This window comes from Virgibacillus doumboii, from assembly GCF_902806455.1.
Lineage (GTDB): Bacteria > Bacillota > Bacilli > Bacillales > Amphibacillaceae > Lentibacillus > Lentibacillus doumboii.
Genome location: NZ_CADCWQ010000001.1, coordinates 2,397,013 through 2,421,891, shown reverse-complemented (window position 1 = coordinate 2,421,891; position 24,879 = coordinate 2,397,013). Strand labels below are relative to the sequence as shown.

The 24,879-nt window shown below is 41.5% G+C and carries 24 protein-coding genes and 1 tRNA gene; 18 read left to right on the top strand and 7 right to left on the bottom strand.

Going from position 1 to position 24,879, the window contains the following annotated elements:
* Window positions 1–80 precede the first annotated feature (80 nt).
* Both G6R02_RS11830 and G6R02_RS11825 read left to right on the top strand, forming a co-directional pair.
* Window positions 81–284, top strand: coding sequence for a hypothetical protein (locus G6R02_RS11830; RefSeq protein ID WP_164669446.1), 204 nt, complete (start codon window positions 81–83; stop codon window positions 282–284).
* 109 nt (window positions 285–393) lie between these two features.
* Window positions 394–657 (top strand): hypothetical protein, encoded by a 264-nt coding sequence (locus tag G6R02_RS11825; RefSeq protein ID WP_164669445.1) that lies wholly within the window; start codon window positions 394–396, stop codon window positions 655–657.
* 311 nt (window positions 658–968) lie between these two features.
* Here the strand turns inward: G6R02_RS11825 and G6R02_RS11820 are convergent, their stop codons facing one another.
* The 6 genes from G6R02_RS11820 to G6R02_RS11795 all read right to left on the bottom strand — a co-directional run bounded on the left by G6R02_RS11820 (window position 969) and on the right by G6R02_RS11795 (window position 7,160).
* Window positions 969–1,658, bottom strand: coding sequence for a DUF421 domain-containing protein (locus G6R02_RS11820; protein ID WP_164669444.1), 690 nt, complete (start codon window positions 1,656–1,658; stop codon window positions 969–971).
* 93 nt (window positions 1,659–1,751) lie between these two features.
* On the bottom strand, window positions 1,752–2,177 hold the full coding sequence (locus G6R02_RS11815) for a GNAT family N-acetyltransferase (RefSeq protein WP_164670399.1): 426 nt from the start codon (window positions 2,175–2,177) through the stop codon (window positions 1,752–1,754).
* Window positions 2,174–2,692, bottom strand: a complete 519-nt coding sequence (locus G6R02_RS11810; RefSeq protein ID WP_164669443.1) for a YjcG family protein — start codon at window positions 2,690–2,692, stop codon at window positions 2,174–2,176. Before G6R02_RS11810 ends, G6R02_RS11815 begins: the two co-directional genes overlap by 4 nt.
* 115 nt (window positions 2,693–2,807) lie before the next feature.
* Window positions 2,808–3,533 (bottom strand): alpha/beta hydrolase, encoded by a 726-nt coding sequence (locus tag G6R02_RS11805; protein ID WP_164670398.1) that lies wholly within the window; start codon window positions 3,531–3,533, stop codon window positions 2,808–2,810.
* A gap of 89 nt (window positions 3,534–3,622) precedes the next feature.
* The gene (locus tag G6R02_RS11800; protein ID WP_164669442.1) at window positions 3,623–5,440 is read right to left on the bottom strand and encodes an ABC transporter ATP-binding protein; all 1,818 of its coding nucleotides are present in this window, start codon (window positions 5,438–5,440) and stop codon (window positions 3,623–3,625) included.
* The gene (locus G6R02_RS11795) at window positions 5,427–7,160 is read right to left on the bottom strand and encodes an ABC transporter ATP-binding protein (RefSeq protein ID WP_164669441.1); all 1,734 of its coding nucleotides are present in this window, start codon (window positions 7,158–7,160) and stop codon (window positions 5,427–5,429) included. Before G6R02_RS11795 ends, G6R02_RS11800 begins: the two co-directional genes overlap by 14 nt.
* A gap of 386 nt (window positions 7,161–7,546) precedes the next feature.
* Between G6R02_RS11795 and G6R02_RS11790 the strand changes: the two genes are divergently transcribed.
* The 9 genes from G6R02_RS11790 to G6R02_RS11750 all read left to right on the top strand — a co-directional run bounded on the left by G6R02_RS11790 (window position 7,547) and on the right by G6R02_RS11750 (window position 15,020).
* Entirely contained in the window at window positions 7,547–8,302 is a 756-nt protein-coding gene (locus G6R02_RS11790; RefSeq protein WP_164669440.1) for a GNAT family N-acetyltransferase, read from the top strand.
* Between the two features lie 356 nt (window positions 8,303–8,658).
* Window positions 8,659–8,731, top strand: a tRNA-Val gene (locus G6R02_RS11785).
* A 156-nt stretch (window positions 8,732–8,887) separates the two neighbouring features.
* Window positions 8,888–9,754 (top strand): DMT family transporter, encoded by an 867-nt coding sequence (locus tag G6R02_RS11780; RefSeq protein WP_164669439.1) that lies wholly within the window; start codon window positions 8,888–8,890, stop codon window positions 9,752–9,754.
* A gap of 523 nt (window positions 9,755–10,277) precedes the next feature.
* Window positions 10,278–11,195, top strand: a complete 918-nt coding sequence (locus G6R02_RS11775) for a glycine betaine ABC transporter substrate-binding protein (protein ID WP_246202625.1) — start codon at window positions 10,278–10,280, stop codon at window positions 11,193–11,195.
* Window positions 11,196–11,371: 176 nt separating this feature from the next.
* Window positions 11,372–12,325 (top strand): hydroxyacid dehydrogenase, encoded by a 954-nt coding sequence (locus G6R02_RS11770; RefSeq protein ID WP_164669438.1) that lies wholly within the window; start codon window positions 11,372–11,374, stop codon window positions 12,323–12,325.
* Between the two features lie 216 nt (window positions 12,326–12,541).
* Entirely contained in the window at window positions 12,542–12,712 is a 171-nt protein-coding gene (locus tag G6R02_RS11765; RefSeq protein WP_164669437.1) for a hypothetical protein, read from the top strand.
* Window positions 12,702–13,022, top strand: coding sequence for a hypothetical protein (locus G6R02_RS11760; RefSeq protein ID WP_164669436.1), 321 nt, complete (start codon window positions 12,702–12,704; stop codon window positions 13,020–13,022). The genes G6R02_RS11765 and G6R02_RS11760 overlap by 11 nt, the downstream gene beginning before the upstream one ends.
* 199 nt (window positions 13,023–13,221) lie before the next feature.
* Window positions 13,222–13,776: a TetR/AcrR family transcriptional regulator gene (locus G6R02_RS11755; RefSeq protein WP_164669435.1), complete on the top strand. Its 555-nt coding sequence runs from the start codon at window positions 13,222–13,224 to the stop codon at window positions 13,774–13,776.
* A 59-nt stretch (window positions 13,777–13,835) separates the two neighbouring features.
* Entirely contained in the window at window positions 13,836–15,020 is a 1,185-nt protein-coding gene (locus G6R02_RS11750; protein WP_164669434.1) for an MFS transporter, read from the top strand.
* 176 nt (window positions 15,021–15,196) lie between these two features.
* Here the strand turns inward: G6R02_RS11750 and G6R02_RS11745 are convergent, their stop codons facing one another.
* The gene (locus tag G6R02_RS11745) at window positions 15,197–15,631 is read right to left on the bottom strand and encodes a DinB family protein (RefSeq protein ID WP_164669433.1); all 435 of its coding nucleotides are present in this window, start codon (window positions 15,629–15,631) and stop codon (window positions 15,197–15,199) included.
* Between the two features lie 222 nt (window positions 15,632–15,853).
* On the opposite strand from G6R02_RS11745, the gene G6R02_RS11740 reads away from it, so the two are divergent.
* The 7 genes from G6R02_RS11740 to carB all read left to right on the top strand — a co-directional run bounded on the left by G6R02_RS11740 (window position 15,854) and on the right by carB (window position 24,872).
* Window positions 15,854–16,246 (top strand): nuclear transport factor 2-like protein, encoded by a 393-nt coding sequence (locus G6R02_RS11740; RefSeq protein WP_164669432.1) that lies wholly within the window; start codon window positions 15,854–15,856, stop codon window positions 16,244–16,246.
* Between the two features lie 3 nt (window positions 16,247–16,249).
* Window positions 16,250–16,969: a hypothetical protein gene (locus tag G6R02_RS11735; RefSeq protein WP_164669431.1), complete on the top strand. Its 720-nt coding sequence runs from the start codon at window positions 16,250–16,252 to the stop codon at window positions 16,967–16,969.
* Between the two features lie 438 nt (window positions 16,970–17,407).
* The gene (gene argC, locus G6R02_RS11730; protein WP_164669430.1) at window positions 17,408–18,448 is read left to right on the top strand and encodes an N-acetyl-gamma-glutamyl-phosphate reductase; all 1,041 of its coding nucleotides are present in this window, start codon (window positions 17,408–17,410) and stop codon (window positions 18,446–18,448) included.
* 13 nt (window positions 18,449–18,461) lie between these two features.
* Complete coding sequence (argJ, locus tag G6R02_RS11725; RefSeq protein ID WP_281347109.1) at window positions 18,462–19,685, top strand: bifunctional glutamate N-acetyltransferase/amino-acid acetyltransferase ArgJ; 1,224 nt, start codon at window positions 18,462–18,464, stop codon at window positions 19,683–19,685.
* 15 nt (window positions 19,686–19,700) lie between these two features.
* Window positions 19,701–20,501 carry an acetylglutamate kinase gene (gene argB, locus G6R02_RS11720; RefSeq protein WP_164669428.1) on the top strand — a complete coding sequence of 267 codons (801 nt, stop codon included), beginning with the start codon at window positions 19,701–19,703 and terminating at the stop codon, window positions 20,499–20,501.
* 15 nt (window positions 20,502–20,516) lie between these two features.
* Window positions 20,517–21,686 (top strand): acetylornithine transaminase, encoded by a 1,170-nt coding sequence (gene argD / locus G6R02_RS11715; protein ID WP_164669427.1) that lies wholly within the window; start codon window positions 20,517–20,519, stop codon window positions 21,684–21,686.
* A 15-nt stretch (window positions 21,687–21,701) separates the two neighbouring features.
* A complete protein-coding gene (gene carB / locus G6R02_RS11710) occupies window positions 21,702–24,872 on the top strand; it encodes a carbamoyl-phosphate synthase (glutamine-hydrolyzing) large subunit (protein ID WP_164669426.1) in 3,171 nt (1,056 codons plus the stop codon).
* Window positions 24,873–24,879 lie beyond the last annotated feature (7 nt).

Below are 24,879 nucleotides of genomic sequence, written 5' to 3'. Positions count from 1 at the left end.
TCGAGGTTTTTGTCCATACGAATAATAAAATAACACATAGAATAATGGTGACTATGGCTTTTTAGGGAAGGAAGATTCAGTTGGCTAATAAACCAGAGCCCAGATTACTGAAAAACTTGCGGATTATCGAAAAACATCTGGCTAAAAATGAAAAATGGCTGCAGTATCCGGAGAAAAAAATGCATCATTTTGAAAGGGAAATGGATGTATGGAATAAAGAATTTCTGAGTGGTATTTCCAATGTAGAGAAGATGATTCATGAATTGGAAAAAAGAATGGAATAATCGCTGGTGAAAAAGGGTATAGTTTAGTAAGCGGTCATAAAATGAAATCGGTTTCCGAAGTTTATAGTAGAAGTTTCGCAGGTTGTATAAATGAAGGAGGATGTTTGCGATGGGTTATATACTGCCACTGCCGCATTACCAGTATAAAGACTATCAGAAACGGGTTACCGAATACAAACAAGATCCTTTTTACATTGAGAAGCCGTACAAGACAATTTTGGAACCGAAACACCGGGATATAGCAGATGAGCATGCCAGACTGGAAGCATCAAGTAATTCCATAAAAAAACTGACAGCACCAAAAGTGCCGACTGACGAAAAACTTTATGCAGATTTAACAGGGAAAGGGCGACATTTCAGTGATACAATTTAGGGTGCTCGGCATAGGAGTTTAACCAAATCGTCGCATAGGCTGTTTTGAATGGACATTTGTTCCATTAATTGTTATTTAAACAGTATTTTTAAGGCGTTCGCGGACATATTTTCCGTTCATCATCAAAAAAGAAGCCATTATACATGAATTTTTCCTGTATAGCGGAAAATATGTCCGTGAAACCTGTAATTTAGCCCTATTTTACGGAAATAACGGAAAAAATGTCCGCCAAATAAAAGGAAACCGCATGATGTCAGACCAGGTTTTTTATATGTGAATTCGAATGTAGACTTTCCCTGAAAGTTTTTACTTTACCGTTTCGTAAATGGCAGCACGAATAAGCCGGGCTGGTTCTCCGTCCATTCTGCATAAAAGACTTTTTTTACAGAGCCGATATTCTGTGCCCGCAATTGCTGTTGAAGCCATTCTTCCGTCAGATTTTCCTCCCTTAGGTTATCCCACAGTATTTCACCATCATTGATAAGGGTTACCGGCAATCTGGCAGGTGAAGCTACGATATTCATATCGGAGTTTGTTGGATTCTGGTAGTCCGCCTTTTTTAAGACAGAGATCGTACCATCTGTTTCCAATACGGCATATTCCACCTCTTGGATGGAAAAGGCATTTTTTGAACGAAGCATATGCTGAAGCTGGTTTATATCGAGTTTATTTTTCTTCATTTCTTCCCGGATTAAATTTCCTTTGTGAATGATAATGGCTGGCTGTCCCTCAAGAATCGAGCGGCTTTCTTTAAATTTTTGGGTAATAATTTCGGTAATATATAAAATAATTCCCCATAATAAAACAGCATACCCGATTTCGATTATACCAACTTCATCATCAAATAATGCATTACCCACCAGTTCTCCAAGAACCAATGCTGAAATAAAATCAAATGCAGTTAATTGGGTAATTTGTGTTTTTCCAAGTATTTTTGTCAATATAAATAAAGCTAAAAAACCGAATATAGCCTCAATTGTAATTGATGGTAAATTTTCCATTTGGAGTCCCCCCAGTCAACCATTCTTAGGATGTCCTCAAATGGATTTAAGATACATAAAGAAACGACAGTCCTTTGTTGTTGGGCTGTCGTTTCAAGTTAGTTCTTTTACCATTGTTACATGCGGGATTCCAGCATCCATAAACTCCTCCGAAACAATTTTGTAGCCGAGATTCCTGTAGAAATCGAGTGCATGTGTCTGTGCATTTAATTTTGCCTTTGTATAGCCTTCATTTACGATGATGTCTTCCATTTCCTGAATCAGTTGCTTTCCATAGAAGTTGCCGCGCCGGTCTCTCAGCACACAAATCCGTTCCAGCTTACCGTACGCATCAACAAAGCGGACACGGCTGGCAGCAATTGGTGTATCATTTTCAAAACCGATTAAATGGATGGCTTCTTCATCGAACGCATCCAATTCAATATCCGGCGGCACGTTTTGTTCATTAACAAATACATTCGTTCGCACATTAAATGCCTGCTGCCGTTCTTCGCTAGTTTCGACGACCTTTACCTTCACACGTATTCCTTTCCGAATACGAATGATTCGTAAACTGTCCATGTTCCATTATCCAATTGATATACCAGCTGGAAGCGGTCTGCTTTATCTTCAAGCTGGATGTCTTTCATGCTCATACTGCCGTATATATCGGAATATTCATCGTGTGAAAGCTTTTGGGCAATAGTAATATGCGGTACAAAGTTGTACTCCATATTTTTTGGAAAATTTCCCTTATGCATTTTTTCATGCAGATCAATCAATTCCTGTACCGGCTCAACCTTTAAATAGATTGTGTTGGTTACAGGTGCAAATGTGCTGACCTTGTTGATTTCCAGGTTAAATGGATCTGTTTCGTTTGCAATATGCTTTAATTCTTTTATTAGAACTTCTATTGTTTCATCATCAGCTTCAAATGCTTCCTTTAATGTCAGATGTGGTGGAATCAATGCATAGTGCTGGTCATACCGCTTTCTGTATGAATTAATCTCATCCTGAACTGGCTTTGATGGAAAAATAACAATACCATATTTCATTTTTTAACCTCCTTGTAAATTTGATCCGATAATTTCATTGCTGTATTTTGGTCTAACTTCTATTATAACAAAAATAAGTAGTTTATTGGGAGTTGATTTTCAGAAATTAAAAAAATTAACCAAACATCGTTATAAGAGCGTGTTTTAAATCTTTCTGCCAGTATTTCCAGGTATGTTCGCCATTTTCCAGTTCATAATACGTATAACTCATACCTTTTTTCGCCAGCAGATCATTCAATTCACGATTTGGTGTGAGAAAATCTGACTTTTTCCCATCTGTCGTATCCACTTCCGTTTCAGCACTGCCAATCGTATGATAAATATCGATGGCGTACATATCTTTTGCTTCCTGCACGGACTGTTTTACCGTTTCGTCAACGTACGGGGACTGCATGATCACTTTGCCAAATGTGTTTGGATATTTAAGAGCTGTCATAAGTGCCAGTGTTCCAGCAAGCGAATCGCCCATCAATGCCCGTGACTGTCCCATATGGTAGGTTGGCAGCAAATCATCAAGGAAGGGCATAACCTCATGGACAAGAAACTTAATATATGCCTGTTGCTGTTCACCGCTTGGGTGATATTTTGTTCGACGGTCGTATTTGTCCTGATAATGAATGCCGACAAATACAGTGTTATTGATTTCTTCATTACCGTGCAGCCTGTCACTCAATGTAGCCACCCGGCCCAGCTGATAGTAATCATCACCATCCTGCATGATGCAGATATGGTATTTATAAAGAGGTGAGAATGACTCCGGCTGATAGATTTTCAAAGTCATTGTTTCATTTAAATAACTGCTGTTGATTTCCTTGTCGATCATGGTTCCTTTGCGTCCGATTAATAACACCTCATTTATCTTAAAGAGTACCCTTTTCATGGGAAATTAAACTGGTCCATAAGTAGTTTATCATGATTGCATTATATAATCTATGTGTGTGAATTTAGCTGTCCTTTGTATAAATCGTAGTAGCTTCCTTGCTGTTTGATAAGTTCTTCATGTGAACCCTGTTCGAGAATTTCGCCGTGTTCCAGCATAATTATTTTGTCGGCTTCCTGAATCGTGTTTAACCGGTGGGCGATAACAAAACTGGTGCGGCCCTGCATGAGTCGTTTCAAGGCATCCTGGATTTTCAGTTCGGTTACCGTATCGATGTTACTCGTTGCTTCATCCAAAATAAGAATCGACGGATCCGCCAAAATTGCCCGGGCAATCGTAATCAGCTGCTTCTGACCCTGACTGATTCCGCTCCCGTCCTGATCGAGCACCGTATTGTAGCCGTGTGGCAGCCGCTCAATAAAATCATGAGCATTGGCATTTTCAGCAGCCTGTATCACTTCATCATCTGTTGCATCTAAACGGCCGTAGCGAATATTTTCCCGGATTGTCCCGTGAAATAAATACGTATCCTGAAGCACAAACGCCATTAGCCGGCGGAGGCTTGACCGCTTAATATCTTTAATGTCGATGCCATCAAGCAGAATTTTTCCGGAATCATAGTTGTAAAAGCGGGAAATAAGGTTGATAATCGTTGTTTTCCCTGCCCCTGTATGACCAACAAAAGCTACTGTCTGACCGGATTCCGCTTTGAAACTGATCCCTTTTAAAATCGGAGTCTGTTCATAGGCAAACGTAACATCCCGGAATTCCAGCCGGCCATCCGTCTGATAGATTTCACCTGCAGATACTTCATCTCGTTCCTCCTGTTTTTCGTCAATAATGTTAAATACACGCTCAGCACCGGCAACTGCCGACAACAGGATATTAAATTGGTTGGACAGTTCATTAAGCGGGCGGGTGAACTGGCGGGCAATTTCAGTAAAAATTACAATTACACCGACAGTAATCTGTCCGTTGATGACAAGAATCCCGCCGACAAAGGCAATCAGCGCAAAACTTAGGAAGTTCAGCATGTTCATGACTTTCGGAATAAAACCGGCAAAATTTATCGCCCAAAATCCGGATTCCCTGAGATTCGCATTCTTTTCCCTGAATTCATCAATAACCCGTTTCTCCTGGGAAAATGTTTTCACGATATGCTGCCCGGACACCGTTTCCTCAACAAATCCGCTCATGTCACCAAGGTGACGCTGCCGCAGTTTGTACAGAGGACCCGTCCGCTTCGTAATCCATTTCATCGCAAAAAACATAACCGGAATAATCGTCATCGTCACCACAGTCAGGAGCGGACTCAGGTAAAGCATGACCGACACGGTTCCAATCAATGTCAGGATACTTGCGAAAATCTGGATGACGGACTGATTCAGCGTGTTGTTGACATTATCGATATCATTGGTCACCCGGCTCATCAACTCACCATGCTGCCGTTTGTCAAAAAAAGAAATAGGCAGGCGGTGGAATTGATTGAACAACTCTTCCCGCAATGAGTAGACGGTTTTTTGGGCAATTCCGACCATCCAGTAGTTTTGTAAGAAAATCGAAACTGAATGGAAAATGTAGATGACAATGAGCCAGACAAGCAGCATACCAAGCCCGGAAGGTTCCTTCGTCACAATATAATCATCGACAGCCATCCCGACCATGAACGGACCGGCCAGGCTCATCGCGGAGCTGACCATCACCGCTAAAACAACAAGGGTCAGGGTGAATTTTTCCCGGGCAAGATAGTTCCAGATCCGCTTGATAGTTGCGGATGTATTCCGTGCCCGGTCCGATTTATCCATTTTAATCGAGTCAATTGGAATTCGTTTGTGGGTAAAAGGACGTTTCAGCTCATGAATTAGCATTGGCATACTCCTTTCCGAATTGTGATTCGACAATTCTGGTATATAGAGCGGATTCCTTCAGCAGTTCTTCATGTGTTCCAATTGCAAGCATCTCCCCGTCATTGAGCAGTAAAATCCGGTCTGCATTGATTGCAGTGGAAATTTTTTGCGTAATAATGAGCGACGTGCAATCGTATTTTTGGATTGCCTTCAGCAGTTCAGCCTCCGTTGCAAGGTCGAGCGCACTTGTACTGTCATCAAGCATGAGCAGTTTTGGATGGCGGATCAGGGCACGTGCAATCGAAATTCGCTGCTTCTGTCCGCCCGATAAGTTAACACCTTTTTGTCCGATTTTCGTATCATAACCGTCCGTCAAATCGAGAATCGTTTCATGAATCTGCGCATCTTTGGCTGCCTGGATGACATCCTCGGTTGATGCATTATTTTTTCCCCAGGCAATGTTGTCCTCAACCGAACCACCGAACAGGAGCGGCGTTTGTGGAACATAGCCGATTTGCCGCCGCAGTTCATTCAGACCATAAGAGGTAACCGGCTTATCATCAAGAGAGATTTTACCTTTCTGTGGTTCATACAGTCTAGGAATCAATTGAAAGAGCGATGTTTTGCCGGATCCGGTTGCACCGATGATAGCCAGTTTTTCTCCGGTATTGACCGTGAAATCAATATTCCGGAGTGCCTGTTCATTTGTTTTTGGATAGGAAAATGATACGTTGGAAAAAGCGATTTTCCCTTGAATTGGCGTGGGTTTTGTCGCGTTTTCCGTGAAGTCCACCAGATCACTTTTCACCTGCAGCACTTCATCCAAACGCTCTGCAGATGCCCGTGCCCGCGAAAACGCCAGGATTATAAATGTCAGCATGGAAATAGCCATTGAAACTCGTAAGGCATAGTTGACGATTGCCACGACATTCCCTACGGAAGTTTCCCCGGCAATAGCCAGATTGTTGCCGTACCAAAGAATGAAAATAAGACTCAGGTTCATGACAAATAAAAGAATCGGCATCGATGTTTCAATGAACCGGAATGCTTTTCTTGTAATAAGGGCAAGCTGTTCATTCGCATCGGAAAAACGGGATGCTTCATGATTCCGTCTGAGAAACGCTTTAATCAGACGCATTCCGGCAAGATTCTCCTGCATGACCTGGTTGACGTTATCGACATTCCGCTGCATTTTGTCGAACATCCGGCTTGCCATCTTCAACACCCAGAGAAGAAATCCGATCAGAAGCGGAACCGTTACCAGGAAAACTAAGGCAAGCTGATAATCGACAATAAACGCCATAATCACTCCGCCAACTATTAAGAGTGGCGCCTTCATCATGATCCGTAATCCCATGAACGTGAGATTCTGCAGCTGCCTGACATCATTGGAAAATCTCGTAACAAGGCCTGAGGCAGGGTACAGGTTCAAATCCGCGAACGAAAACCCCTGAATTTTTTCCAACAACTTTTCCCGCAAATCATATGAAAAACCAAATGTCGTATGTGCTGCAAAAAAGGAATTGATAATCCCCGCGATAAACGCTGTGAATGCCATCGCAATCATGATCGAACCCCACATGATGATATTATCGAGATCTTTATGTAAAACCCCCTGATTAATCATCTTCCCAAGGAAAAACGGAAGAAGCAGTTCCACCAGCAGCTCAATGAGCATCAAACTGTATGCAGCAGCAATCGGAAGTTTATATGGTTTCAGGAAAGATAGAACATTCTTCAACGCGGATGCTCCCCCTTGGTGCAAAATTAACAATTGTCATTTTATTATAATAGGAATGTGGGAATTTATCCAAGAGTTTATTTCGAGTGTAGAAGTAATTTATGGGGATGTTATAAGAATGCGTGGTCTCGGAGCAAGTCGCGCGATAATATACCAGGACGCGCAATATCCAGCGGAGGTCGCGAGAAAATATACCAAGACGCGCAATATCCGCGCAAGTCGCGCGATAGTATTCCAGGACAAACAATATCCAGTACGTGTGTCGCACAATAAAAATTAAAATTCCCTGCTGCTAACTTGATTGAACACAACTCCCAATGTTGAAAATATTCGCTTGTATCGATATAGTTAAGGATGATGAAATCGAAAAAGTGAGGCGGAATACGATGAAGCAATACACCTTTAAAGATACAAATACGATAGGCCATTTGATAGAGAATAACGAATTATATGAGCAGTACCACTACCCGGAAATGCCAGTCCGTTACGACAGCAGTTTTATTGAATTCAAGCGGATGCCAACAATCGATGAGTTTAAAGAATCAGAAAAATATTTAACCGGGTTTCACCAGCAGCATAACCAGAATCATTTGCGCTTTTATTTTCCCGACAATCAAAAGCCGGTTGGCGAACTGCTTGAGTATATGAGGGAAAATAATTACGATATTGGTTTTATGGAACTGTATTCCATCTTGCCAGAGCAGTTTCCGGAAGTCTCTGAAAAGCCGGAAATACAAATTGCAGAAGTTACAGATGAGACTCTGGAAGATTATCTGAAACTACAATATGAAACCGATATGCAGTTTGGCGAGACGTTCGCCGAGCAAAAGGTGGAATTAAATAAACGGCAATTTGAGGATGAACGGTGGGTACAGGTCATGGCTTATTATAAGGATAAACCAGCCGGAACGATGGATGTTTTTGTTGGTGACACAGCCGTGGAAATCGAAAACCTGGATATACGTGAAAACTTGCAGCGAAAGGGAATTGGATCACGATTACAGCGGTTTGCGATGGACCGTTACAAGGAATCTGCCATTTTACTGATTGCCGACGGGGAAGACACACCGCGTGAGATGTACCAGAAGCAAAATTATCGCTATTTGATCTATAAATATGAGTTATTGAAAATATTGAAATAGTTGCTGCGTAAAAACTGGGCTATTGCTGTCAGCTACTGATTCTGGTTGAACAATGGCTTTAGGTGATACACAATTTGATGCGGACATATTTTCCGCTATATTTGAGAATAAGTGGCTTTTGACAGGGTATACGGACATCTGTTCCGTTATCTGACTAGAAAACAGTCATCCAAGCCTGATTTACAGGGAATAGCGGAATATATGTCCGTGAAAAGTGCAAAAGTGATGTATTTTAGATATATAACGGAAAATATGTCCTCTGCTTTTGAAGGCGGGAGCCTGAGATTATAAAAAATCAGCTTGACGATTTCCAACTTTGTCAATTATACTATTTATTGTTCCACTAAAATTAATACGATTCCGTAGCTCAGCTGGGAGAGCGCATGCTTGACAGGCATGAGGTCGTTGGTTCGAGCCCAATCGGAATCACTCCGGATATGACGCCATTTATGTTAGTAATGGCGTCATATTTTTTACCGCCGACCCTATACGTTCACTCACAAACAAATTCCTTTCCATTCCCCCTCATTTGTATTAGCATAGTTCAGGTGATTACGTAAGGTTTTAGCAACTGGAGGAACAGCTATGTCTGATCGCAATAAAGGAATTGTATTATTATTGGTGTCTGCATTGGGTTTTTCACTCATGGGAGCTTTCGTAAAGCTTTCAGGTGATATACCGACAGCGCAAAAAGCATTTTTTCGTAATATTGCAGCTGCAATTATTACGTTAGGTTTTGTACTGCGTCATAAAGAAAGAGTGTTTGGAAAAAAAGAGCATCAGAAGCTTCTGATTGCACGTTCGGCACTCGGGACGGTTGGGATTGTTTTGAACTTTTACGCTATTGATCGGCTCGTTTTATCCGATGCCGAGATGTTGAATAAACTCAGTCCGTTCATTCTGATTATATTCTCGGCGGTTTTCCTGAAAGAAACTGCCCGCCGGTTTCAGGTCATCGCTGTGCTCGTAGCATTTATTGGTGCGTTATTTATCATTCAGCCGGAGTTTTCTGTGGAGATTTTCCCGTACATTATTGGTGTACTCGGAGCAGTGTTCGCTGCAGGTGCTTACACATTCCTGAGGGTTTTGGGAAACAAGGAAAAGCATTATACCGTCGTATTTTATTTTTCTTTCTTTGCAACAGTAGTTCTCCTGCCATTCACAATTGTTTTTTACGAACCGATGAGTTTAGAGCAATGGGCATTTCTCATCCTGGCAGGGGGTTGTGCAACTGTCGGTCAATTCGGTGTGACGCTGGCTTATAAGTTTGCACCGGCCAATGAAATATCGATTTTCTTCTATTCGACGGTCGTTTATTCGGCGTTGTTAAGCATTGTTTTATTCGGACAAATTCCAACGATACTCAGTGTCATCGGGTATTTCATTATCTTTGGTGCATCGTTCTATATGTTTCGGAAAAACAACAAAATGGACCTGGAGGAAGCAAAATAGGAAAAAGAATTGAATTGGTACAGAAAACGAAGACTGCCCCAAACGTTAATCGTGATGTTTGGGCAGTTTTTTTATGGGAAGGGGAGTAAAGCGTTCGGGAACAGTGGGGATTAGTCTCATTGTTCCGCAATATTTAGGGAAAACCTGTCTCCTCTTACCGTCAGTGGCTAAGTCTGTCCAATTGGATGTTTTTCCTTTTATTGTCAGATAATTCGGAAAAATATCCAAAAAACAGCAAATTTAATTATTATCCATAAAAATTATGCAATAAGTGTATATAATAGATTATAACGCGAAAATAAATTAATATACGCTCTATATCTTTATAATACTCGTTTAGGAAAATAGTAGCATTTTTGGTATGATATAGTTTAGTAAATTCACAATCAAGCATGTCTTTATATGTCTTTCAAGGATTTGAAGGGTTTATTAAGATTGCAAAGATTAAATTTTATAGGGGGTATTTACTATTTTTAAAGATCATAAATTCAAGTTTGGCCTGACAGCTTTTGCTTTGATTCTCATGTTATCAATGCTTTTAGCTGCATGCGGAGGTAACAGTGGAGAGCAAGAAAACACTGATGGCTCAAATGATGAGGGGTCAGAACAAACAAGTGAAGGACCTGAAATTGGCCAGGAGGAATTAACGCAGCCTTATGTTGCGTGGGCACGGGAAACAGTAAGTACACATATGCTTGGTGCGCTGCTTGAGATGGTCGGCTATACTGTGGAATTGAAACAGGTAGAGGCAGGAGCGATGTGGTCCAGTGTTGCGGATGGATCAGCTGATTTCCATACATCTGCATGGCTTCCGGCGACACATGCCCCATACTGGGAAAAATACAGTGAAGATATTGTTAAAGTCAAACAGGTTCTTGATAAGGCACCATTGGCACTGGCAGTTCCGAGTTACATGGAAGATGTTAATTCAATGGAAGATTTGAAAGGTAATAAGGAACTAGGTGAATCAGTCGACTGGACTATTACCGGTATCGATCCAGGAGCAGGGATTATGCAAAATACCGAAGAAGCAATTGAAGCGTATGGTCTCGATAATTGGGAGCTTACATCAAGCTCAGAAGCGGCAATGCTTACTACACTGCAGGCTGCCGCTGAGAATGAAGAACCGATTATTGTGCCGATGTGGAAACCGCATTGGATTTTCGGTACCATGGATTTGAAAATGCTTGAGGATCCACAAGAAATTTATGGTGGGGAAGGTGACCAGATCTTTACGGTTGCCCGCAAAGGATTGGAAGAAGATGCTCCAAGAGCGTATAAAGTGCTGGAGCAGTATGATGAGACCTATGAACTGGTTAATAAGTTGATGCCGAAAGTTCATGCGGAAGATCAGGATCCGGCAAAAGTTGTCCAGGAATATATTGAAAATAATCCTGATCAAGTTGACAAATGGCTTGAAGGCATCCCAAGAGTAGAATAATGAATAAAAGGAACAGGGTTATCTAGTTATCCCTGTTCTTTTTTTTACCACATCGACGAGATAATTGACCTTATGTATGCATATAATCAGTTAGGCACAAAGAACAGTTTACTGCAGGAAAAAATAAGGAACTGATACATAGACTAATTGATTACTATTACAGGGAGTGAAGGATCATGAAGATTCTCGTAACAGAGTTAATGTGGGATGATGGGATTGAAGAACTTAAGCGCAATGGGCATTCCGTGGATTATGATATGGAACTGGGTCGGAAAAGAAGTGAACTGCTTCAAATGGTACCATCGTATGACGCTCTAATTGTCCGAAATGAAACGAAGGTCGATCCTGAATTGCTGGATGCGGCAAAAAACACCAAAGTCATCGGCCGTCTTGGTGTCGGATTGGACAACATTGATCTGGAAGCGGCAAAAGCAAGAAACATACCAGTCATTCCTGCCGTGCATGCGAATGCCACGTCTGTTGCGGAATATGTGATGGCATCGATGCTGGATGCTTCCCGTCCTTTGGCTGAAGCGGACGCTGATGTACGAAAGGGAAACTGGAACCGCAAATATTTTACGGGATCGGAATTGAACGGGAGAACATTGGGCCTTGTCGGACTTGGCGAAATTGGTCACCGTGTCGCTAAACGGGCCAACGCTTTTGGAATGGAAGTCATCGGCTATGATCCGTTCGTTAGACCTTTCGACCATATACTGATGGAAACCGGTGTCCGATCGGTGAATACGCTAGATGAACTCCTCACCGAATCGGACTTTGTTTCCGTCCACGTCCCGCTGACGAACGCGACCCGGCACATGATCAACAAAGAGAATTTCCCGCTGATGAAGTCCCACGCATATGTGATCAATTCAGCAAGAGGCGGAATCGTGCACGAACAGGACCTGGTGGATGCTGTGCAATCGGGACGGATTGCTGGGGCATATCTTGATGTGCTTGAAACGGAACCCGTTCAGAAAGGTGGAGCCCTATCAAAAGTTGAAGCTATCCGTCTTTCCCCGCATATTGCAGGATTGACCGTAGAAGCGCAATCCCGGACAGCTATGCTGATTGCCGGTGAAGTGATGAAAGTGCTTAACGGCGGGAAATCACTTTGTGCGGTGGTGTGATTAGAGGTTAGGTTATTTCTTGGCCAAGAGGTTATTAGTTCGACGCCAATGATTTTACACAATAAGTTACTATAAAGACACGGTCTCTCAATTAGATAGGGTCCGTGTCGTTTTTATAATTAATGCCTAACTGGTCATAAAAAAATGATTTGCCCAAGTTTGTATTAATTACATAATAATATATAATTAAATCAAGGAAGAATGGAGGTGAGGTACATGACAAATGCTGAGAGGATCATGGAGGAACTGGAAACCCTAAGTGAGAAAGAACTTAAAAAGGTGCTTGATAAAATTAAAAACAAATATATGTCTCAAGACGCAACTGTTGTAAATGAAAACTATTCCTGGTGGGATAACGAGGAGGATGATATTTATAATGAAAAGTAAGATAAAACAGGGTGATGTCTGGTTGGCTAATGTTTATTTTATGGATAAAAATCGATTAAAACAGTGTCCCGTAATTACTGTCGGAAATGAATTGGCATTAGATGTTGATGTAATTATCGCCCCCATTATCACCAAAACACAAAGAAACCATTTTGCAGAAAGTTATTTTAGTAATTACAACTACCTGCTTCCAGTCTCCCATAATAAGTTCATTTTTCTATTACCCATATTGCTTATACAAGTAGTTTTATGGTGTCAGAATTCCCCATTGCTTTCCTCAAGGTTCCGGATCAAGCCACGAAATCTCTAAGCTCCCTCTCGAACCTTACTTTTTGCTTGAACTTCCGAACAGGATAAGAGGATTGTGAAGAACTAGACATTCGCCGAATAAGCTGCGCGTTGCGAGGAGTATCACATCTTCATCTTAAAAAAAGATTGACAATAATATCTGGAAATTGATATTATTTAGGTATAAAGGTCGTTCTATCTACTTGAAAGGAGTGAATTACATGAGTCAATCCGTAAAAAAAGAAACATTACTTAAAGTGGCTGAACGGTTGTTTTATGAACATGGATTTAAAGGAGTAGGATTGAAGCAAATTATCAATGAAGCCAATGTAGCAACGATGACGCTTTATAATCATTTTTCGTCCAAGGATAATTTGGTCGAAGAAGTACTCAGGCAGCGGGAAGTACGCTACTGGTCTTATTTGGATACACATGTGGAAATGGATTCAGATTCTCCTTTCATTCTTGCTGTTGAAGCTCATGGACGTTGGTTGAAAGAACAGTCATATCAGGGGGATATGTTCTTAAGAGCCATTGCAGATTATTCGGGAACCGATAATGAGATTGAAAACATTGCAAGAGGACACAAATCAAATTTACTCAAATATTTTCAGCAATTGGCTCAAAGGAAAGGCAAAGATAATGAACGGGATCTGGCTGTTCAATTTACATTACTTCTTGAGGGAACTACTTCGATGACGACACTGATTGGTGCGGAGAAAGCAACTGAACATTCTATTGCGATGGCGAGGACACTTGTCCAACATACATCGTAATTTTTTTCCTATAAAATAGAAAGGTCGTTCTATATAATTTGAAAGCGAGGATGGAAATCATGAAATTTTCACGGTTGGTTTTACCTGGAGCTGCTATGATTGCTGTTACCTATGGATTGGCAAGATTTAGTTTTGGATTGCTTCTCCCCGGGATAAAAGAATCACTTGAAATGTCTGAGTTCATATCAGGATTGATTTCTTCGTTGTTTTATTTGGCCTATTGTTTCACGATTGTCTTATCGACTGTTATCACGACAAGGGAAGGGCCAAGAAGGATGATTCTCCTGGCTGGACTGTCAGCCTTTATTGGATTACTGTTGATGTCTGTAACTCCAAATGCCTGGTTGCTTGCGTTAGGCGTGTTACTTGCCGGAGGAAGCACAGGTTTGGTATCTCCACCTTATGGCGCCGGGATATCGCTATGGATTAACGAGGATAAACAAGGGAAAGCGAACACATGGATCAACTCAGGAACAAGTTTTGGCATCGCGCTTTCTGGAGCAGGAGCTATCCTGTTAACACAGAATTGGAGACTGACATATTTAATCTATGCTATCTTGACACTACTGATATTGATATGGAATTTCCAAGCGATTCCAAAAGTCGGAAGGAATCCAAAGTTGAGGTTTGAAAAAGGAACTCTCTCTATACGTGGAGTAAAAGGATCAATCCCATTGAGTTTGGCATCTCTTACTTTAGGAATTTCCACAGCGGCCTTTTGGACATTTTCCAGATCTTTTATTGAAGTGGCGGGAAATTACAGTGATTGGCAGCTTTCCGGATTTTGGGTCATTATCGGACTATTTGGTGTACTGGGAGGGTTTTCCGGTTCTCAAATCGAAAGGAAAGGGCTGTCTTTTTCTTATAAGGCAGGGAGTTTGTTGATTGCTTCCGCTTCGATTATTTTAGCTTTCTCACCTGAAAGTTTGTTCGTGTCTTACGTATCGGCTGGGGTTTTCGGCAGCTCCTATATATTTTTAACCGGCGTTCTCCTTGTGTGGGGAATCCGTGTATTTATTACGAATGCATCTTTAGGTATTGGCGTTCCATTTTTACTCTTGGCAGTAGGACAGGTAATTGGTTCAGTACTCGCTGGATGGTTAATTGGGACATGGGGCTATACTGCTACTTTTATACTTTATGGATTAGTTGGCATGGCAGCTACCCTTATTGGTCCAAGAAAGAGTGTTAAAGAGAGTTATGAAGATATGCATATAACACACAATATAATAAGAAAAGCCTAGTATTTTTTGGCAGTTAAGAAAGTATAACTTCTTTCTTACTGCATAAGTGCAACTAAGGCAATTCGCCTAAAGGCTTGGTGAATGCCAGGTTTTCCAATAACCAATCAGAATCATAAAGCAGGTGTCTGTTCCGCGTATATATCAGGATGCAGACCTTTTTTTACATAAAAATTTCCCTAAGAAATAACTTTTTGCTTAATATCCTTTATTTGGACTATGTGCCGTTGTTCATGCAGGTAAACATATTCTGTTAAACTATCATAGCTGATTTTAGGGTGGATCGATGACACCTCGGTCAGATTTTCTTCATCTATCTTATTTAACAGTGCCCGCACATATTGAAATCTCGATTCTTCCAACAATTGAAGAAGTTCATTTCTTGTTAAAAAGTATTCCGGTGGTTCCGTTTCTGCTTTAAATTTTTCCCCAGGATAATTTATTGACTGCACCATTAATTCTGTTTTTTCTTTTTCAGTTAAATAAAGATGATAGAGTATTTGCGAGATACTCCAATCCTCATCACTTGGTTTTATGTTTAATTGCTCACTCGACAATCCATCAATCGCGTCTAATAAATCCCCCCGTATCTGACGGAGCTTTCTAAGTAACACTATCATCACCCCTTGGTCATTTTATATACACTAAGCATACTCCAGGATTTCTTTCAAAAAAATGACCTAAATCAATTTTCCCGGGAAATAATTTTGTGTATTTTGGATGACGTATATAACGGACAGATTTAACAATACATTTTTCTCCCATTCGAAATAAAACATTACTGTGATACAATTATAAGTAAATTCCCAACATTTTTTTAAAGAAGGGTGAAAATAATGAACGCAAATAATCCCGATTTTCCAAAAATAACCTGTGCTGAAGACTGTGGAAATTCACCTAAGAAGCAGCAGCTTAAGGAATTCAATATAGCTGTTGTGACGAATGACACAGGGTTTGTTTATAAAAATACTTCCGATAATATTTTGTGGGACTTTGTTGGATTGAAAACACTGCAGGGGAAGGAAAATCTCAACAAAGCTATGCACCAATCCGGAAATGTGCTGGAACTAATTATGAAAAATATTATTACACATGGACGTACCGGTGCGGTTAATGGAACCTTAATTACCGAAAATCACAGATACGAATTCTGCAATGTTTACAACTTCAAAGGAACCGTCAAAAATTCCAAAATAAAAGAAATTACAACCTATTTGATCGAGAAATAATAAATGGATCATTTCGAACAGGAAATAAAACGTACGAAAAAGAAAGCAAAATGGGGCTGTCTTATCTCAATTGCCATTCTGGTAGCTCTTATTTCAGCACCAGTTTTGTGGTTCTTTTACAGTATGACCATAAAAGAAACGACACTTGTTGTCAGCGATTCACCCGGTTATACAAATACAATTACAGTTGTTGAAAAAGGGGAATCTGCCTACTTCGGTCCATCCGAGATTCGAATAAAATATGAAAATGAACATATCGACCGCACAATCAATAACGACGGTGCGACACTCCGGCCCAAAAATGCTTCCGTTACCTGGGAAAGTGAGACTCGGGCAACAATCACGTTATATGGTAATGACCAGACATCTGAAGTTGTGAAATTTAATGCTAAAGATGAGGAACCGTTTAAAACGGGCCAGTACGACCTTGGTTCATTCACATTTAAAACAAGTGAGTCACCGAATTTGGTAAATATCATCGAACTCAGAGAAGTAGTCAAATCAGCCGGTCCAGGTCCACATGCAACTGTAAAAATATATTATGGTGAACGGGGCAGCGTTTTAAAAAAGTTCAAGGAATTTGATCCAAAAAACACATACACAGTCGACAACTTTCGGATTAACTGGAAAAACGATAGACAGGCTGTTGTCGAATTTGTACGAGAAAATCAAAATGGCGAAAAAACCACAGTTGAAACCATCAAAATCGACATTCCAGAATAAACTGTGTGTAAATACTATCCGAAATGGGAGAGGATTCATGTGGGTTATTTTACAATTCCGGATGGCCCGTTTATTTATGTTGTCTTTGCCGTAGCATTGCTGTTTATCCTTTTTGGAGAATGGTGGCTGCGCAGGTAAAAGGACGCCTGGACCTAAGACGCCATTTCCATTATCTAAAAAAATATATACTTTCATGCCACCTTTTCCTGGCCACAAACGATTATAGTATTGACCCTTCATATATATAATCGAATGCCGGCAGGAAAAGGTGGCATTATTATTTTCGGTAGCCAATTCTAACTCCTTTCCTGAAGCAATACCAGCATAGTATCTCTAATAATTTCAGAAAAAATGAAAAAATTTTTAAATTAAGTATTGTATATTTATGCATTATTTATTATAATGATACAAACTTATTCTTTGAAGGGATGAATCGTTGTGAAAGCAGGAATTGTTGGGGCAAATGGTTATGGAGGGATTGAGTTAATCAGGTTATTGCACAACCATCCAAAGATAACGGTTAAAATGCTGATTTCTCATTCAACCAGTGGCCAACGAATAACGGAACAGTATCCGCAATTGCAGAACATCCTGGAACTGCCGCTGGAAAAACTTCGGACTGATGAAATAGTGAAGCAAGTGGATATTTTGTTTTTTGCCACTCCGTCAGGGATTACAAAAGATATCGCTCCCCCCTTTGTGGAAGCTGGGTTATTGTGTATAGATCTTTCCGGTGATTTTCGGTTAAAAGATCCGGCCCTTTACAACAGGTGGTATAAAAAAGAGCCTGCAGATCAAAAGTTTTTGGATCAGGCAGCATATGGATTACCGGAAATATACCGCGAGAAGTTAAAAGGTGACGTTTTTATCGCCAATCCAGGCTGCTATCCAACAGCGGCATTGCTTGGAGTCTTTCCGGCACTTAAGACAAAAATCCTCGACACAAACGGTCCAATAATCATTGATGGAAAAACGGGGGTATCCGGGGCCGGCAGAAAACCATCACAGGGTACGATTTTTTCGGAAATCAATGAAAATACCAGGGCTTATAAATTGGCAAGCCATCAGCATACCCCGGAAATCGAACAGGTGCTGGAGGATATACAAGGAAGTGAGCTGCACGTTACATTCAGCACTCATCTCGTTCCAATGACAAGAGGAATTTTATGCACCATTTATATGCCGTTAACCGATTCATTGACCGACAATGATGTACTGCAGCTATATAATGACGTTTACCGGAATGAACCTTTTGTAAGGGTTCGGCCGGAAAAACAATGGCCGGCAACTAAGGAAGTAGCAGGAACAAATTATTGTGATATTGGTGTTTCCGTTGACAAGCGCACCAACATGTTAACGATTGTTTCTGTCATAGATAATCTTGTGAAAGGTGCAGCAGGGCAGGCAATTCAAACGATGAATCTGGTAAATAACTGGGATGAGCGTACAGGGCTTGATACAATACCGGTTTATCCATAGAAGGAGGGCTAAAGTGGCAACGCATACAGAACGGTTAAAGGTGGTTGATGGAGATGTAACAACGGCAAAAGGATTTCAAGCGGGCGGGCTTCACTGCGGCATGAAACGAAAACGGCACGATTTGGCTTGGCTTTACTCAGAAACGCCCGCCAACACTGCTGCCGTATTTACAACAAACCTTTTCCAGGCTGCACCACTTGCTGTTACAAAAGAAAGCATAGCGGTCGACGGAAAAATCAGGGGATTAATCGTAAATTCCGGGGTGGCTAATGCCGTTACTGGAGAAGAAGGACGTTACAACGCCTATGAAATGCGCCATTTATTTGCCAAAAAATTAGGAGTTAATGATCATCATGTCGCGATTAATTCGACAGGTGTTATCGGGGAACAGCTTCCAATGGAAAAATTAGAAGCGGGTATCGAACAGATAGATTTTGCGGATCCACAACCAACCAATTTTTCCAAAGCTATTCTAACAACCGATACGTTTACTAAAAACGCATGTGTACAAATCGAATTGGACGGAAAGCTTGTCACAATCGGCGGAACAGCGAAAGGGTCTGGCATGATTAAACCAAACATGGCCACCATGCTTTCGTTTATCACAACGGATGCGGCAATGGAACGAGATGCGTTGAATGCCGCATTGCGGACAGCGGTAAATCAGACATTTAATTGCATTACCGTCGATGGTGACACAAGCACCAATGACACGGTAATGCTTATGGGAAACGGGCAGGCTTCAAATAAACCGGTTACAGAACAGGATTACGAGAATTTTCAGCTGTTTACGGATGCATTGACCGTTGTTTGCAAGTCGCTCGCAAAACAGATTGCCAGAGACGGGGAAGGTGCTACGAAATTAATTGAGGTGCAAGTAACCGGGGCAAATTGTGTTAAAGATGCACAGAAGGTCGGTAAAGCAATTGCTGGTTCCAGTTTGGTTAAAACAGCGGTATACGGTGCTGATGCAAATTGGGGCAGAATCATTTGTGCGATTGGTTATAGTGGTGTCCAGCTTCATTCGGAAAAGGTGGATGTATCCATTGGAAATACGCAAGTGGTTAAACATGGTATGCCTGTTGTTTACCAGGAAGAATCAGTTGAGGAATATTTACAAAGTAATGAAGAAATCAAGCTATTTGCAGATATTCATAACGGGACCGGGGAAGCAGTTGCATGGGGATGTGATTTGACCTATGACTATGTGAAAATCAATGCTTCCTATCGTACGTAAAGAAGGTGGTTTTCAATGTCTTACCTTGTAATTAAATGTGGCGGCAGCGTCTTACAACGCCTTCCGGATTCTTTTTATCACAACATCGTGACATTAACAAAAAATGATCACATTCAACCAGTCATTGTACATGGCGGTGGCCCAATGGTCTCCACGTTACTTGCAAATTTAAACGTCAAGACAACGTTTGTTAATGGGATGCGGGTGACGACAGATGAGGTGCTCGATGTTGTGGAAATGACCTTATCAGGATCGGTAAATAAATTACTTGTCCGAAAAATCTTAGCACAAGGTGGCAACGCTGTAGGCTTAAGCGGTGTTGATGGGCGGATGCTGGAAGCAAAACAGCTCGAACAGAATCCGGAAATTGGGTATGTGGGAAAGGTAACCAACGTTAATCCAGCGATGTTAAAAACAGTCATAAACCAGCAAAAAATCCCGGTCATATCCCCAATTGCCATTGATCATACCGGGCAGCGTTTGAATATCAATGCCGACTTAGCGGCTGCAGCGGTTGCTAAGGCCTTAGAAGCACCACTGTATATGATTACCAATGTGCCTGGCGTGTTAAAAAATACTGACGTTATTTCAGAGCTAAGTGTTCAGGAAGCGAAAACAATGATGGACAGCGGCGAAATCAATGGCGGGATGATTCCAAAAGTGCAGGCGGCAATTGACAGTTTGCGGAAAGGGGTCCAAAAGGTTGCCATTATTAATGGCTTAGAGGAAGAAAGTCTGCTTAAGCTGATAACCGATGGAAATACCGGAACGACTTTCACATTAGATGAAAAGAAAATCAATTCAAATTTAACGTGAGAAGGATGTGGATAGATGGAAACCGAAACAATTGTCTCACCGTTGATGCAAACGTATAATCGCTTTCCAATCAGCCTGACAAAAGGGGAAGGGAGCTATGTTTGGGATGTTGAAGGAAATCGATATTTAGATTTTACCGCGGGCATTGCCACTTGTAATCTTGGCCATGTACCTAAAACGGTCAAAGAAGCAGTAGAAAATCAGTTGGAAAAACTATGGCATTGTTCCAATCTGTATCATATAAAAGCACAGGAGCAGCTGGCAGTAATCCTGACCGAAAATAGTTGTCTGGATCGCGTATTTTTCTGTAATAGTGGTGCAGAAGCCAACGAAGCCGCTATTAAGCTTGTTCGAAAGTTTCAAAAAGACCGAAGCAATATTGTAACGTTCCAGCAATCCTTCCATGGGCGTACAATGGCTGCGCTCACTGCTACAGGGCAGGAAAAAATCCAAACTGGGTTTGCTCCGCTGGTACCGGGATTTACACATCTTCCTTATAATGATCTGGCCAGTCTGGAAGTCCTTAAAGATGACCCACCGGCAGCAGTCATGGTTGAACTCGTTCAAGGTGAAGGTGGGGTCATTCCGGCAGACCAGTCCTGGATTGATAAATTGGTTCAGATTTGTGAAGATCAGCAAATTCTCGTTGTTATTGATGAAGTCCAGACTGGTATGGGGCGCACCGGATCATTATTTGCTTATGAACAATATGGGCTTAAACCAGATATTGTAACACTTGCAAAAGGCTTGGGTTCCGGATTTCCGATTGGTGCTATGCTTGCCGGAAAAATGGTGGCAAGTGCCTTTCAACCGGGAAGCCACGGCAGTACATTTGGCGGAAACCCACTCGCCTCAACTGCTGCACTGGCAACGGTTGAAGAACTTACGAATACACCCGTAATAAAATCGGCTGCGGAAAAAAGTCTGTTATTAATTACCTGTTTAAACGAATTGAAACAGGAGTTTCCGCAAATTAAAAAACTGCGTGGCAGAGGGCTCTTAATTGGTTTGGAAATAGAGGGATCGGCTTTAGAAATTGTGAAGGGAGCAATTCAGGAAAAATTACTGATTCTGACTGCCGGTCCAAATGTGATCCGGATTTTACCGCCACTCACGATAACAGAAGATGATATTTTGCTGTTTATGAAAAAGTTTCGGCTGGCGCTTGCCAATACATTACCATGATTTATCAAGGAGGTTGTGACGATTAATACAATCAAAAAGGTACTCGTCATTGGTTCCGGACCAATCGTTATCGGGCAAGCCGCTGAATTTGATTATGCAGGAACAGAAGCGTGTCTGGCATTAAAAGCAGAAGGAATTGAAGTTGTTTTACTGAATAATAATCCGGCGACGATAATGACTGATGAATCAGTTGCAGATTCCATTTATATGGAACCGATGACCATATCAACAATAGAGGAAATTTTTAAGAAAGAACAACCGGATGGCATGATTGGAACACTTGGCGGACAAACAGGATTAAATTTAACGTTTGAGGCAAATCAGTCCGGACTTTTGGAAAAATATCATGTTCAATTGCTGGGGACAACAATTGATTCAATCATGAATGGAGAAGACCGGGAGAAGTTCCGTAAACTTATGAAGGAAATGGATGAACCTGTAGCGGAATCGCACATTATTTCGACTTTAGAACAAGCATTCCAGTGTGCAGCGGAGATTGGTTACCCGGTTATCGTAAGACCTGCCTATACACTTGGGGGAACAGGTGGAGGGTTTGCCGGGAATGAGCAGGAGCTTCAGGAAATTGTCACTAATGGATTGAATGCAAGCCCAATCCATCAGGTGCTGTTGGAGAAAAGTATCAAGGGCTTAAAGGAAATTGAATTTGAAGTGATTCGCGATGTTCATGATGATTGTGTGATTGTCTGCAGTATGGAAAATATTGACCCGGTTGGTGTTCACACCGGGGATTCCATTGTTGTTGCACCGGCACAAACATTAACAGCAAAACAGGATGCGAAGCTGAAGGATGCTGCTGTGAGGATTGTTCGTGAACTTGGTGTAATTGGAGCCTGTAATATTCAATTTGCGCTTGCACATGATAGCGATCAGTACTATGTGATCGAAGTAAATCCACGGGTGAGCCGCTCATCAGCATTAGCATCAAAAGCGACAGGGTGCCCGATTGCTGTCATCGCAACGAAATGTGCGTTGCTGGATTCTTTGAATAATTATTTTCCGGAAAAAACAGGTTCCGTTCATGACTTGAAGATTGATTATACGGTTGTAAAAATGCCGCGGTTTTCGTTTGATAAATTCCCGGAACTGGAACGGAAATTAGGCACACAAATGAAGGCAACCGGGGAAATAATGGCAGTAGATCAAACGTTTGAGGCTGCCTTAAATAAGGCAATCCGCTCACTGGATAATGGATTGACAAATCTGAGTCATTCGGAGCTTTGCGGCAAGGATTTTCAGGTGCTGCTGAAACATATGAAACTGCCGACTGACTTGTATCTGTTCGCGGTTGCCGAGGCGATGCGACAGGGAAAAAGTGTTGAAGAACTGTATGACCATACTGCAATCAGCCGGCAATTTTTAGAGAAAATCAAGCAAATGGTTGCGGCAGAAGAAACGCTAAAAGAGGAATCCATCCAGACGGTTAAAACGGATAAATTATTGCAAGCGAAACAACTGCAAATCAGTGACAAGGCGTTAAGCGTTTTTTTGAAAACGACAGAGGATAAAGTCAGACAGAAAATCAAGGAATGCCAATTAGCGCCAAGTTATCTTTCTATTGGTTCTGTCAATCAATCAGCCTATTATTATTCGACATGGTGTGAAGCGCCAGGCAGTACCATAACGCAAAACAAGAAAAACGCTGTATTAATCATCGGTTCTGGTCCAATTCGGATTGGGCAGGGAATGGAATTTGATTACAGCTCTGTTCACGCGGTATATGCGTTGAAAAAACTGGGATATGAAACGATTGTCATCAACAACAACCCGGAAACCGTCAGTACCGACAGTTCGGTAGCGGATCACTTATATTTTGAAGCATTAACAGTGGAGGATATCCTGAATGTTATTGATGAGGAAAACGTGAGTGGTGTCATGATTCAATTTGGTGGTCAAACGGCACTGAATTTGGCAAAGGAACTTAAAACTGCAGGGATTTCAATTTACGGAACAACACCTGACAGAATTGATCAGCTGGAAGACCGGGACCAATTTTATCGGTTATTAAACGATCTGAACATTCCCCATATTGCCGGGGAAATGGTGTATAGCCTTGATGAAATTAAGGCATGTGCTGAAAAAATCGGCTATCCGGTTCTTGTCCGTCCATCCTATGTTATCGGCGGTCAATCGATGCAAATTGTTTATCAGGAAGCGACATTGACTGAATATGTTAACACACTGATGGATGAAAACGAGCGAATATGGCCGGTGCTGATTGATCAATATACACCTGGCATGGAGGTTGAGCTGGATTTAATCAGTGATGGAGAGAACATCATGGTTCCGGCAATTATGGAACATGTTGAAAAAGCAGGAGTTCATTCTGGTGACAGTATTGCTGTTATGCCGCCAATCAACTTATCGACTGTACAACAGGAAAGTTTGCTTCATTATGCGCAGGCCATTTGTCAACAGGCCGGGATCATTGGATTTGTCAATATCCAGTATATCGTAACGGAAGAGCAGATTTATGTATTGGAAGTGAATCCGCGGGCATCACGAACGGTCCCATTAATCAGTAAGGTAACAGGTGTCTCCATGGTGGAAGCGTCCATCCGGGTACAGCTTGGGGAAAAATTAAGCAAAACGGGTTTACTGGAAGCTACGGCTTTTTATGCTGTTAAAGCACCTGTTTTTTCAGCATCTCAATTAGTCGGAGTTGACCCAGCGCTTGGGCCTGTTATGAAATCAACCGGTGAGGCGATTGGGATTGCCGAAACATATCCTGATGCACTTGCCAAAGCAACCTATTTATCAACAATGCGGAAAGAAAGCACAGCAAAAGTGTATGTTCTTTGTTCGATTGCTGACAAGAAAAAACAGGAACTTCTGCCTGTCATCCAAAAACTCAGTAACGACTTTTCTATCCTGGCAACACCAGGAACCAGTGAATTTTTAACACAAAATGGAGTTGCCAATAAGAAAGTTAACGAAGATTCGGAATCACTTATCAACTTTTTTAAGCAAAAAACAATAGCGGGTGCGGTCGTTATCCCAAGCGGATTGTCAACGAATACGCGCGGGAAGGAAATACGCACACTTGTGATAATGTATCAGGTTGCATTATTCACGTGTAAAGAAACAGTAGTAGCGGCAACCGATTCTATGGAACGTTCTCCTGTCTCGGTTATGTCGTTGCAGGATTATCTGTATACAACAGTATGATAGAAGG